The 12,338-nt window shown below is 74.6% G+C and carries 11 protein-coding genes; 4 read left to right on the top strand and 7 right to left on the bottom strand.

Translation table 11 applies throughout. The features are described from left to right. Nucleotides 1-53: 53 nt before the first annotated feature. The 4 genes from ACWCXH_RS11510 to ACWCXH_RS11495 form a co-directional block, all read right to left on the bottom strand. Nucleotides 54-617, bottom strand: coding sequence for a hypothetical protein (locus ACWCXH_RS11510; RefSeq protein ID WP_449801186.1), 564 nt, complete (start codon nt 615-617; stop codon nt 54-56). Nucleotides 618-734: 117 nt separating this feature from the next. Then, the gene (locus ACWCXH_RS11505; RefSeq protein ID WP_449801185.1) at nt 735-3,101 is read right to left on the bottom strand and encodes an FHA domain-containing protein; all 2,367 of its coding nucleotides are present in this window, start codon (nt 3,099-3,101) and stop codon (nt 735-737) included. Nucleotides 3,102-3,537: 436 nt separating this feature from the next. Next, nucleotides 3,538-4,197: a hypothetical protein gene (locus tag ACWCXH_RS11500; protein ID WP_449801184.1), complete on the bottom strand. Its 660-nt coding sequence runs from the start codon at nt 4,195-4,197 to the stop codon at nt 3,538-3,540. A 95-nt stretch (nt 4,198-4,292) separates the two neighbouring features. Continuing rightward, the gene (locus tag ACWCXH_RS11495) at nt 4,293-4,877 is read right to left on the bottom strand and encodes an RNA polymerase sigma factor (RefSeq protein ID WP_449801183.1); all 585 of its coding nucleotides are present in this window, start codon (nt 4,875-4,877) and stop codon (nt 4,293-4,295) included. A 233-nt stretch (nt 4,878-5,110) separates the two neighbouring features. On the opposite strand from ACWCXH_RS11495, the gene ACWCXH_RS11490 reads away from it, so the two are divergent. The 4 genes from ACWCXH_RS11490 to ACWCXH_RS11475 all read left to right on the top strand — a co-directional run bounded on the left by ACWCXH_RS11490 (nt 5,111) and on the right by ACWCXH_RS11475 (nt 8,664). Beyond that, entirely contained in the window at nt 5,111-5,914 is an 804-nt protein-coding gene (locus tag ACWCXH_RS11490) for an SAM-dependent methyltransferase (protein WP_449801182.1), read from the top strand. A gap of 247 nt (nt 5,915-6,161) precedes the next feature. After that, complete coding sequence (locus tag ACWCXH_RS11485; protein WP_449801181.1) at nt 6,162-7,061, top strand: hypothetical protein; 900 nt, start codon at nt 6,162-6,164, stop codon at nt 7,059-7,061. 83 nt (nt 7,062-7,144) lie between these two features. After that, nucleotides 7,145-7,933 carry an SDR family NAD(P)-dependent oxidoreductase gene (locus ACWCXH_RS11480; protein ID WP_449801180.1) on the top strand — a complete coding sequence of 263 codons (789 nt, stop codon included), beginning with the start codon at nt 7,145-7,147 and terminating at the stop codon, nt 7,931-7,933. After that, complete coding sequence (locus ACWCXH_RS11475) at nt 7,930-8,664, top strand: polysaccharide deacetylase family protein (protein WP_449801179.1); 735 nt, start codon at nt 7,930-7,932, stop codon at nt 8,662-8,664. Before ACWCXH_RS11480 ends, ACWCXH_RS11475 begins: the two co-directional genes overlap by 4 nt. A gap of 118 nt (nt 8,665-8,782) precedes the next feature. On the opposite strand, the gene ACWCXH_RS11470 is transcribed toward ACWCXH_RS11475, so the two are convergent. From ACWCXH_RS11470 to ACWCXH_RS11460, 3 genes are all read right to left on the bottom strand, one after another. Beyond that, nucleotides 8,783-9,862 (bottom strand): MGDG synthase family glycosyltransferase, encoded by a 1,080-nt coding sequence (locus ACWCXH_RS11470; RefSeq protein ID WP_449801178.1) that lies wholly within the window; start codon nt 9,860-9,862, stop codon nt 8,783-8,785. A 10-nt stretch (nt 9,863-9,872) separates the two neighbouring features. Further along, on the bottom strand, nt 9,873-10,808 hold the full coding sequence (locus tag ACWCXH_RS11465; RefSeq protein ID WP_449801177.1) for an NAD-dependent epimerase/dehydratase family protein: 936 nt from the start codon (nt 10,806-10,808) through the stop codon (nt 9,873-9,875). A 68-nt stretch (nt 10,809-10,876) separates the two neighbouring features. Then, nucleotides 10,877-12,001, bottom strand: a complete 1,125-nt coding sequence (locus ACWCXH_RS11460) for a DegT/DnrJ/EryC1/StrS family aminotransferase (RefSeq protein ID WP_449801176.1) — start codon at nt 11,999-12,001, stop codon at nt 10,877-10,879. Nucleotides 12,002-12,338 lie beyond the last annotated feature (337 nt).

The raw sequence follows: 12,338 nt of genomic DNA, 5'->3' as shown, positions 1-12,338 counted from the left end.
GGCCGGTCCGGGAGGTGCGCCGACCGGCGGTTCGGGTCCGGGGGCGGACGGGATCACGGATCGCTCGCCCGGGTGGGGGCGTAGCCGCCGGACCCGGCGGGCGAGTGCGCGGGCCGGTTGGCGGGCGCCTGCTCGACCCGGCCGGTGGCCGCGTACGTCTGGAGCTGGAGCCCGTCGCAGTAGCACCAGCGGTCGTGCACCTGGTCGAACACCCACAGCGCCTCGCCGTCGACGACCAGGCCGACGCGCAGGCCGCGCGCCTGGTCCCGGAAGGACTCCAGGTCCAGGGCGCCCGCCGCGAGCCCCTCCAGCAGCGCCCGGTAGCGGTCCAGCGCGGCCTCGGCCCCGGCGAGGGCCGGGCGCGGGTCGGCGGCGCGCGCGGGCGGGCCGTCGGCGGTGGGCGGGGCGTCCGGGAGGACGATCAGCAGGCGGCCGTCGACCCAGGCGCTCCAGCCGTTCGAGCAGAGGATCTGTGCCCAGTCGCCCTGCCGGGAGACCAGCCGTACCGGGAGCAGCGCGTCCAGCCGGGCGGACGGCCGGGCCGGATCCGGGGCCGCCCACGTGGCCATCCCGCCCGGCGGGGCGACGTGGGTGGGGCGGAACGCGAACTCGTCCATGGGCGGCACATTTCCTCCGGCGCGCGGGCCGGCGCCCGGAGCTCGGGGCCCCGGGGCGGGGGCCTGGTGCGGCAAACCACAGGTCGGTTTCCACTCTACCGGCGGGGGCCCGGGCGGCTACTTGCGCATGATCGTCGGCTCGTGCCGCCGCAGCAGGGCCAGCACCACCAGTCCGTACACCGCCGACATGGCGGACAGCACGACCATGCTGAGCACCCACCCGGCGCGCTCGTGGCGGAACATCGGGTCGGCGGCGAGATTGACCGGGAAGGAGAGGTGCGGCATGTCGACCGTGCGGGCCATCGCCGAGAGGCCCCAGCGGGACGGCACCAACCAGGCGACCTGCTCCAGCCCTGGCACGCCGTACAGCTTGAGCATCAGGCCGGTGAAGACGATCTGGACGACGGTGAGGAGCACCAGCAGCGGCATGGTGGCCTCCTCCTTGTCGACGAGCGCGGAGACCACCAGGCCGAGCATCATGGCCGTGAACGCGAGCAGCGCGATCGCGATGATCAGCTCGGGCAGCTGGGGCATCAGCACGCCGCTCGTCACCGGCGGCGGGGCGCCGGGCGGCGGGTTGGCGGCGATCTTCACGCCGCCGATGCCGACCACGGTCAGTGCCACGGCCTGACCCACGGTGATCGCGCCCAGCACGACGACCTTCGAGGCCAGGTACGCCGACCTGGACAGGCCGACCACCCGTTCCCGCTGGTAGATGGCGCGTTCCTTGACCACCTCGCGGACCGCGTTGGCCGAGCCGGTGAGCAGACCGCCGAGACAGAGCGTGATCAGGCAGTCGATGGCGTTGTCCTGGGAGATCCGCCCGCCCGCGATCACCCGGCACATCAGGCCGAGCAGGAACGGCAGCACGACCATGACGGTGAGGAACAGCCGGTCGGCGGCGAGCACCGCCGCGTACCGGCGCACCAGGGTGCCCAGCTGGGAGAGCCAGCTCTGCGGCTTCTCGGGGCCGATGGCCGGAGCGGCCGCGGCGGGTGCGTGGAGCACATGGGCCGCCTCGGACGCCACGTAGCGCTGGTACTGCGGCGAGGCGCGGAACCGCTGGTGCCAGACGGCGCGGTCCTCGTTCTCGAACGCCTCGAAGGCCTCCGGCCACTCCTCGAAGCCGAAGTACGCGAGCGCCTCCTCCGGCGGCCCGAAGTAGGCGGTCCGGCCGCCGGGGGCGAGCAGCAGCAGGCGGTCGCACACGTTGAGGCTCAGCACACTGTGCGTCACCACCACCACCGTGCGGCCGTCGTCGGCCAGCCCGCGCAGCATGTGCATCACCGAGCGCTCCATGCCCGGGTCCAGGCCGGAGGTCGGCTCGTCGAGGAAGAGCAGCGAGGGCTTGGTGAGCAGTTCCAGGGCGATGCTGACCCGCTTGCGCTGGCCGCCGGAGAGGCTGGCGATCACCTGCTCGGCCCTTTCGTCCAGGCCGAGTTCGTGGATCACCTCGGCGACCCGGACTTCCCGCTCGTGATCCGCGGTGTCGCCGGGGAAGCGCAGTTCGGCGGCGTAGGACAGGGCGCGGCGGACAGTGAGCTGGGTGTGGAGGATGTCGTCCTGCGGCACCAGGCCGATCCGGCGGCGCAGTTCGGCATAGTCGCGGTAGAGGTCGCGCCCGTCGTACAGCACGGTGCCCTCGTCGGCGGGGCGCTGCCCGGTGAGCGCGTTGAGCAGGGTGGACTTGCCTGCGCCGCTCGGGCCCGCCACCGCGAGCAGCGCCTTCTCCGCGAGCGGGAAGCCGACGCCGTCCAGCAGCACCCGTCGGTCGGGGCCGACACGGACGACGAGGTCCTGCACGTCGAGGGATATTTCGCCGGTGTCGGTGTACTCGACGAGGTGGCCGTCGGAGAGGCAGAGCGCGGAGTGGCCGATGCCGATGATGTCGGCCGGGCCGACGGGTGCGCGGCGCACCGGGCGGCCGTTGAGGTAGGTGCCGTTGTGGCTGTCCAGGTCGACGATCTCGTGGCCGCCGACGGGCAGTTCGCGCAGTTCGGCGTGGTGGCGGGAGACCACGAGGTCGTCCAGGACGAGGTCGTTGTCGGGCGAGCGGCCGATCCGCACGGCCCGGGCGGCCAGCTGGAGGACGGTGCTGGGGCTGCGGAAGGTGCCGGACGCCCGCGGGGCGAGCAGGGACGGGCGTTCGCCGGGCGCGGGCCGGGGGAGGCCGGAGAAGGTCGCGGACGGGCCGTCGGCGGGGTTGCCGAAGCGCACCCGGGTGCCGGGGCCGACGTCCTCGGCGCGGATGCGGCGTCCGTCGTCGTAGGTGCCGTTGGTGCTGCCGACGTCCTCCAGCTCCCAGCGGTCGCCGATGGCGTGCAGGACGGCGTGGTGCCAGGAGACGCGGGGGTCGTCGAGGACGATCTCGCTGGTCGGGTCGCGGCCGAGGTGGTAGGACCGGCCCGGGTCGATCAGCTGCGAGTCGGTGTCGGTGACCACCATCAGGGGCGGGGCGGCGGGTGCGCCCGGGCGCTCTCCCATGGTCGGCATTCTACCGCCGGGGGTTGCGGAGGTCCCGTTCTCGCCCGTGGATTGGACTGGACCACTGGATTCGTACGCCGTCCTGGAGCCGCCCGAGCGCCTCACGGGGTCGTGGTGTCGTGGTGCCGCCGGGAGGCCTGCGTGAAGGCGAACGGCCGCGGCCGCTGCGATCCTTCGGCCTGCCAGTGCCGGTCCGTCCCCGCCGCTGCCGCCGGATCCGGGCGGGCTCGGGCCCGGTCCGGTGTGGCTGTCCGATGTGCCGGTTCCGGTGCCGGTGCCGGTGTCAGGGTCGGTGTCGGGGTCAGGGTCGTTCCGGGCCGCCGGCGCCGTACTCGGTGAGGCGCCTTGTCATGTCAACTCCACGATGCGGCACGAGAGTTAGTGCCGCGCTGGATGCGGCGTCGCCCGATCGGGGGAACCGCGAACGTGCGTCGACTCACCCCTGCGGGTCCGCTTGCCCGCTCTCCGAGGTGGCCCACTCCCACGAGCACTCCGCCGTCGTCCCCGAGGTGAGCTCCCACGGGCTCGGCACCTCGTGCGGCTCGTCGTCGCCGTCCTGCACGGGCAGCCGGTCGATCACCGCGACCAGTGCGGGCGGCAGCTGCGGTGCGAGCCCGCGGTGGCAGCGGGACAGGATGTCGCGCCGTGCGCTGTCCGGCAGCAGCGGCCGGCTCATCCGCAACGGCCGTGGCCCGTGCGGGCGTTCGGCCGCGGCGAGCTGGTCCGACCAGGCCCGCCAGTAGTCCGCGTCGTCGGTCTCGCCGAGCATCAGGTGGTGCAGGTGCAGGCAGTACGCGGCGGTCCCGCTGCCGGACCCGGCGGCGAACCGCCACCAGAACTCCGCACCCTCCTCCCGCCCGGTCGCGTACAGCAGCGCGCCGAACACCTCCGCCCCCTCGGGCTGGATCCGGCACGCGTTCACCAGCAGGTCCAGGCCGCGCGAGGCGTCCGGCGCGCCCAGTACCAGGGCCACCACCAGGCCCAGCTCGAAGGCGGCCTGCTCGTGTTCGGTGGGCAGGTGGGGCGGTCCCGCGGTGAGCCGGGCCTGGCGCAGCGCCGCGATCCGTTCGGCGTGGGCGCGTTCCGGTCGGGGCACGTGGAGCGGCGCACGCCCCCCGTCGGTGCTCCGTGCCCCGTCGGGCGGGGGAGCGCCGGGCCCGTCCACCGGCGGGTGCGGCTCCGGCCGGAGGCTCACTGCTCGCCCTCGCTGTCCGGGAGTTCGCCCACCCCGAGCCGTCGCGCCAGCCGTTCCCGGGCGTGCCGCAGGTTGGAGTGCACCGTGGCCACCGGCCGGTCGAGGTAGGCCCCGATCACCTTGACGTGCAGTCCGAGCAGGTAGCGCAGGATGATCACGTCCCGCTGGCGGTCCGGCAGTTCGAGGATCGCCGCGTACAGCCGCACCTCGTCCGCCTCGCTGTGCAGCAGCCCCTTGGCGACCTGCTTGAACGCCCCGATCACGGCCGCGAAGGTGACCGCCTCGACCGCCACGGGCTCCTCGCCCGCCACCCAGTCGGCGACGTGCCGGTTCGCCAGCCGCCAGGCGTACGCGGCCGGTTCCTCGAACCGCAGCACCTGCGGCCAGCACCGCGCGAGGTCCTCCTTGACCGCCTCCACCACGAGCGCGACGTCGGCGCGGTTGCCTATCCGGGTGAGCGCGAGGGCCTGCCACGCGGGTTCGTGCGTCTCGCAGAACGCCGAATAGGCCAGCTCCATCCGGACGTTGGCGGACTCACCCGGCACCGCGAGGGTCTCGCGGCCACCCCTGTCGATCGTCATCGGGCCTGCTTTCCGTGGCACCGACTGCTCGCCGGGCCACCCGAGGGTCGGGCTGTGTGCGCCCATCCTCATTCCATCAGCCCTGTCACTCCAGGCTGCAAAGTGAATACAGATTGTCATCTCATGGGATTGAGCGCCTGATTGAGCGGGGGTGGCAACGCGATTGGCCCCCGGTTGGCGCGGGCAGCAATCGATCACGGTCCGCGACACGGTGGCGACCAAGGGGGAGCGCGATGAACCGGTACGACGGAGTGGACCTCCGGCTGAACGTGCCGCACTCGGCCCGGATGTACGACTACTACCTCGGCGGCTTCACCAACTTCGCCGCCGACCGCGAGGCCGCCGGTCAGGCCCTCGCGATCGGGCCCTGGCTGCGCACCGCCGCACACGCCAACCGCTCCTTCGTCCACCGTTCGACCCGCGCCCTCGCGCTGGCCGGCATCGACCAGTTCCTCGACATCGGCACCGGCATCCCCACCTCGCCCAACCTGCACGAGATCGCCCAGGGGGTGAACCCGCGCGCCCGGGTCGTCTACGCCGACAACGACCCGATCGTGCTCTCCCACGCCCAGGCCCTCCTCGCCGGCACCCCCGAGGGCCGCACCGCCTACGTCGAGGCCGACGTCACCGACCCGGTCGGCCTGCTCGCCTCACCCGGTCTGCGCGACACCCTCGACCTCACCCGCCCGGTCGCGCTCTCCCTCAACGCGGTGCTGCACTTCGTCCCGGACGCGCACGGCGCCCACGCGGTCGTCGAGCACTACAAGGCCGCGCTCGCCCCCGGCAGCGCCCTGGTGATGACCCATGTCGCCCCGGAGTTCGCCCCGGAGGAGATCGCCCGCCTGGTGCGCATCTACCAGGCGGCCGGCACGGCCGCCCAGCCCCGCACACTCGCCGAGTTCACCCGCTTCTTCGACGGCTGGACCCTGGTCGCCCCCGCCATCGTCCCCACCCCGCGCTGGCGCCCGGCCCCGGACGACCCGCCCGCGAGCGACAGCGAGGCCGCCTGTTACGCGGGGGTGGCCCTGAAGCCCTGAGCCGCCATCGGCGCCCGGCCCCGGCCGACCCGGGACGGCCCCGCCCCCGGCTCGGCCCGTCGACCGCCCGGGCAAGCCGTGCGGCCCCGCCCTTTCGACGGTGCTCCGTTCCTCCTGCCTCGCGGGCCTTGTCCGCGTGCCGCGGCTCCCCACCCCCGCTACGGCGAACCGTGCGGCCCCGCGCCTCCTGGCACAGACTGGTGGTGGATCCATGCGGATCGATGCTGCCCCCGAGGCTGGGAGAGGCATGCTGCTCGGACTCACGACGGCCCTGGTCGCGACCGTCTGCTTCGGCTTCGGGGCGGTGTTCCAGGCGCGCGGGGCCAGGGTGGCGCCGCGGGCGGACCGGGTGCGGGCGGGCCTGCTCGCGGCCCTCGTCCGGTCGTGGCAGTTCGTCCTCGGCATGCTGCTGGACATCGCCGGCTTCGTGCTGAGCATCGTCGCGCTGCGCAGCCTCCCCCTCTTCCTCGTGCAGGCCGTCACCAACGCCGGCCTCGCCGTCACCGCCCTCGCCGCCGTCTGGCTGCTGGGCGCCCGGCTGCGCCGCGGAGACCTGGCGGGGATCGTGGCCGTGGTCGTCGGCCTCACCCTGCTCGCGCTGGGCTCGGGCAAGGAGGGCCGAGAGTACGCGCCGTCCGCCTTCCACTGGGCGCTGCTCGGTGCGACCGCCGCCATGGTGCTGCTCACCGTCGTCCTCGTGCGCCGGGACGGCACCGTCGCCGCGGCCGGCCTCGGCCTGCTGGCCGGCGTCGGGTTCGGCGTGACCAGTCTGGCCGTCCGCGTACTCGACGTGCACCGACTGACGACCCTGCTCGCGGACCCCGCCGCCTACGCCCTCGCCCTCGGCGGCCTCGGCGGCTACCTCGCCTACGCCCTCGCGCTCCAGCGCGGCACGGTGACCGCCGCGACCGCCGCCGGGACGGTCGCCGAGACCTTCGGCCCGGCCCTGGTCGGGGTCCTGGCGCTGGGCGACGCCGCCCGGCCGGGCTTCGAGTGGTGCGCGCTGACGGGTTTCGCGGTGGCCGTCGGCGGCACGTTCGTGCTGTCCCGGTTCGGCGAGCCGGAGGGCGGGTCGGCCGGGCCGGTCGCCGCCGAGAGCGGCGCGGTGGCGGAGCCGGCCGGCCCGCCGCGGCAGCACTCCCGGTAGCCCGGACGTCGCTGCCGTGCGAAGGTGACTTGCCGGACAAAACGGACGGCGCTCACGCATGACGGCAGAGCGGCAGGTGCGCGATGGCGGACGAAGCCCACCGACGGCTCCGGAGCGAGGGGTCGCCCGAGCGCCCCGTGGTGCTGATCACCGGCGCGTCGTCCGGCATCGGCCTGGCCACCGCGACCCGCCTCGCCGAGGCCGGCTGGCAGCCGCTGCTCTCCGGCACCGACCGCACCCGGCTGGACGAGGCCGCGGCCCGCACCGGCGGCCTCGCCCTGCCCGAGGACCTGAGCAAGCCGGACGGCCCGGCCCGCCTCGCCGAGGCCGCCCTGGCCGCCGCCGGCCGGGTCGACGCGCTGGTCGCGAGCGCCGGCCTGGGCTGGCGCGGCGCGTTCCAGGACACCCCGTCCGACATCCTGGACCGGATGATCGAGGTGAACTTCGCCGCCCCCCTGCGGCTGGTCCGCCTCCTCCTGCCCGGCATGCTGGAGCGCTGCCACGGCCGGATCGTGCTGCTCGGCTCGATGGCCGGCCAGGTCGGCGTGCGCGACGAGGCCGGCTACGCGGCGACCAAGGGCGGCCTCGCGATGCTCGCCGAGAGCCTCTGGTACGAGCTGCGCGGCACGGGGGTGGGCGTGCGGCTGGTGCTGCCGGGCGCGGTGGACACCCCGTTCTTCGACCGCCGCGGCGCCCCCTACCACCGGGACCGGCCCCGCCCGGTCCCGGTGGAGTTGGTCGCGGACACCGTCGTGGCGACGATCCGCACCGAGCGCGACCGCCTCTTCGTGCCGCACTGGCTGGGCGTCCCGGCCCGCATCCACGGCGCCGCGCCGGGCGTGTTCCGCCGCATGGCGTCCCGCTTCGGGTGAGGGCCCGTCACGTCCTCGCGATCGCGGCCGCGGTCGAGTTGCTGCACCTGGCCCCGGCCGCCGTCCGCCTTCCGGCGCTGCGCCGCACGGTGTCGCGCCGCACCGCCGGGTACGGTGCGGCCCCCGGCCACGTCGCCCTGACCTTTGACGATGGACCGGACCCGCGCAGCACCCCGTACATCCTCGACGCGCTGGACGAACTCGGCGCCCGCGCCACGTTCTTCCTCCTCGGCGTGATGCTCGAACGCGCCCCCGCTCTCGGTCGCGAACTCGTCACGCGCGGCCACGAGGTGGCCGTGCACGGCTGGCACCACCGGCGGCAGTGGTATCCCGCCCCGACCCGCGACATGCGCGAACTCCGGCGCGCCACCGAGGCGGTGACCGACCTGTGCGGAGCCCGCCCGCTCTGGTACCGGCCGCCCTACGGCGTACTGACCGCCGGTCCCGCACTGGTCGCCCGCCGCCTCGGCCTGCACAGCGTGCTGTGGACGGCGTGGGGCCGCGACTGGACGGCCGAGGCCACCGGCGAGTCCGTCTACGCCACCGCCCGCCCCGGCCTCACCGGCGGCGCGACCCTCCTCCTCCACGACTCCGACTGCACCTCCGCCCCCGAATCCTGGCGCGCCACCCTCGCCGCCCTCCCGCTCGTCGCCGCCCACTGCCGTGCGAACGCCCTCACCCTCGGCCCCCTCCGCGACCACGCGGTGCTCCCGGGCCCGCTGTTGTCGTGAACGGCCCGTAGGCCGCCTCACCCACGCGAGGAGGACCGGCGAACCGGCCCACAAGGCGCTGGTGCGTCGCGAACTCCGCTGAGCCGAAGGCGCCGAGACGCCCGAACCGGTCGGCCGGTCACCCCAGCCCCGTCTTCTCCAGCGCCGCCCCGAACCCGCTGCGCCACGCCTCCGGTGTCGCGCCGACGGACGGCGCCGGCTCGGGGCGGGTCAGCGCGGCCAGGGCGTTGCGGACCACATCGGCCGGGTGGGCGGACGTCACGTCGGCGTGGCCCAGCTCCAGCTCGTGCTGCAGGTTGTCCCGTCCGTGCCCCTGGACGACGTCGAGCAGCAGCATCCGCCGCCCGAGCGCCCGGGCCTCGCTGCACGTGTCGCCGGAGCTGGTGACGACGAGGTCGGCCGCCGCCATCAGCGCCGGGATCCGCTCGGTGTACCCGAAGGCGTGCAGCCGGGGTTCGCGCGCGGCGGCCTGCCGCAGCCGCCGTTCGAGCTCCCGGTTGCGGCCGGCCACCGCGAGCACGTGCGGCCCGGCGGCCGCGAGGGCGGCGGCGGTCCGGGCGAGCGGGCCGAGGCCCCAGCCGCCGGACATCAGGAGCACGCACCGGGCGTCCGTCGGCACGCCGACCTCCGCCCTGGCCTCGGTGCGGCCGGGCGGGTGGTAGAACGGCGCACGCAGCGGGGCGGGCAGCACGGCGATGTCCGCCTCCGGGCGGTAGCGCCGCACCGCGCAGGCGGCGACCTCGGAGGTGACGAGGAAGAGATCCGTCCCCTCCTGCACCCACAGCCGGTGCGGGGTGACGTCGGTGCAGAACACGAAGTGCCGGAAGTCGCGTCCCGCCAGCCGGTTGACCGCCGAGGTCGCGGTGGCGAACACCGACACGACCAGCTGCGGCCGCTGCCGCGCGACCAGCGCCCGCAGCGCCGGCACCAGCCGGGATCGGGCCGCCGCGTCGGCGAGGAGTGCGATGCGGGTGCCGGGCCGCAGCGCGGAGAAGTGGAAGGCGTCGTAGGCCCCGGGCAGGTCGAGCAGCCGCCGGAACACCGCCTCCCCGGCCGCGCCGGAGCGCTCGCCGAGCAGCGCCATCGCGTCGACAATGCTGGTGGTCCAGCCGCGCTCCCGGAGCGTGTCGGCGCAGGCCCGGGCCATCACGTCGTGGCCCTGGCCGAGCGAGCCGGAGATCAGCAGCGCGTGCGGCACGAGCGGCGTCTCATGGGCGGAGGGACGCCCGGTACCAGTCCGCGTACCGCCGCACGCCCTCGGCGAAGTTGGTGCGCGGCGACCACCCGAGCAGTCGTTTCGCCTGTGCCGAGGAGATCCGCCGGCCCGTGTAGTCGGCCGTGCGGGCCTCGATGTGCTCGATCGACACCGGCCCGAGCAACTCGTCGACGGTGTCGGCGATGTCGCGCACCGAGATGGCGGTCGAGCCCTCCAGGGCGAAGGTCTGGTCCTCGGCGGCGGGGGAGAGGGCCCGGACGTGGCCGTCGGCGAGGTCCTCGACGTAGACGAAGTTGCGGCTCTGCCGGCCGTCGCCCGCGATGGTGATCGGCCGCCCGGCGAGCGCCGCCTGCACGAAGCGGGCGAGGACCAGCTCGTCCCGCATCCGCGGGCCGTACGGGATGCCGTAGCGCAGGATGGTGAAGTGCTGGCCGTACAGCTCGCGGTAGCTGTGCACGAGCATCTCGGCGGCGAGCTTGGTGGCCACGTAAAGGTGCCCGCTGCGCTCCAGCTCGATCGGCACGTGCTCGTCCAACTCCTGTTCTTCGCCGCCGAGTTGATCCTCGGCGCCGAGCGCGGCGCCGTACACCCAGACGGTGCTGGCGAGCACCGTGCGGCTGAGGCCGCTGCGCCGGGCGGCCTCCAGGACGGTCGTCGTGCCGTCGATGTTGACGCGGACGGCGCGGAGGGGGTCGGTGTGGATCCGGTCGACGTCGGCCATCGCGGCCAGGTGGTAGACGACCTCGCGCCCGGCCAGCGCGGAGGTGAGGCGGGGCAGGTCCAGGACGTCGATCCGGGCGTGCTCGGCGTCGGGGTTGAGGTACTTGTCGGCGGTGTCGATCGCGAGGACGTCGTGGCCGGCCGAGACCAGCCGGTCCACGACGTGCGAGCCGATGAATCCGCATCCCCCGGTGACGGCTATCCGCATGGTCTCTCTCCTTGTCGGGCGACTTTTCGGGCGACGGATCGGTTCGGTCGACCGTCCGGACCGGGCCGCTACCCGGCGAGCCGCCGGTGGACCGCCGACACGGCCTCGACGACCTGGTCGGCCTCGTCCTCGGTCATGTCGGAGTGCACCGGCAGGCAGATCTGCCGCGCGCACACGTCCTCGGCGGCCGGCAGCGGGCCGCGCCGGTAGGGGGCGAGCACCGGCTGGAGGTGGAGCGGCAGGTCGTACACCTCGCCGGAGAGCCGCACACCGTGCTCCTCGGCGGCGATGCGCTTGACGTCGGCCCGGTCGACGCCGCGCGGCAGCAGCGCCACGTACTTGTAGTAGTTGCTGCGGCAGCCGGCCGGTTCGGCCACCGGCTCCAGGCCGTCCAGCCCGGCCAGCGCCCCGTCGTACCGGCGGGCGACGGCGCGGCGGGTCTCGACGAACTCCTTGAGCCGGCGCAGGTGGACGGCTCCGACGGCGGCGTTGAGCTCGCTGATCCGCCAGGAGTAGCCGGGCAGGATGTGGTGGTTGGTGCCGAACGAGCCCTTGCCCTGGTCGCGGTAGACGCGGGCCTCGTCGCGCAGTTCGGGCGACTCGGTGAGGATCATGCCGCCCTCGCCGCTCGTGGTGACCTTGGTCGGGTAGAACGAGAACGCGCCGGCGAGTCCGAACGAGCCGGCGGCGCGCCCGTCGAGGCTGCTGCCGTGGGCGTGCGCGGCGTCCTCGATCAGCGGGACGCCGTGCCGGTCGCAGAGCGCGCGCAGGTCGTCGACGTCCGGGGTGATCAGCCCGCCGACGTGGACGAGTACGACGGCCGCGGTATCCGGGGTGAGGGCTGCGGCGAGGGTACCGGGGGAGAGCGCGAGGGTGGCCGGGTCGATGTCGGCGATCACCGGGCGGCCGCCCGCGTGGAGGACGGCGCCGGCGGTGGCGTAGAAGGTGACGGCCGGCACGACCACGTCGCGGTCCCGTACGCCGACGCCGCGCAGGATGATCTCCAGTGCCGAGGTGCCGCTGGAGACCGCGACGGCGTGCGAGGCGCCGTGCTCGGCCGCGAAGGCCTGCTCGAAGCGTTCGGTCCAGGGGCCGAGCGTCATCGCGCCGGTGGCGAGGATCTCCGCCACCGCGTCCGCGACGGCCGTGCGGTCGCTCTCGTCGAACACGATGCGGGCGGCGGGTACGCCCATGGGGCACCTCCGGCGGCGGGCTGGGATCAGCACCGATCGGGTGGGGTCGGTCCGGGCGTCGGGAAACGGCCGGGCCAGGCACATCACGCTACTTCGGCCGCCCGCGCACGGCCCGTTGTCGCCGCCCGCACGGGTGATCCGGGATCCGGACGGTGACGACGGCTGCGCCCTCGGGAGGACCCCGGACTGCTTCCGGTGGAGGCGTGCGCTCCGCCGTTCGGGAGGTGCCGTACTGCGCACGCAGTACGGGAAGTGTCTGCGCAGGGACGACGACGGAGGAGGGGGCGGCGACGAAGGATTGGTCACGCTGCGGGAGGACCGCGCCGACCGGCGCCCG

The sequence above is a fragment of the Kitasatospora sp. NPDC001660 genome (genome assembly GCF_053596725.1).
The sequence above is the reverse complement of the archived record's forward strand: the minus strand, read 5'-3'. Positions and strand labels throughout refer to the sequence as shown.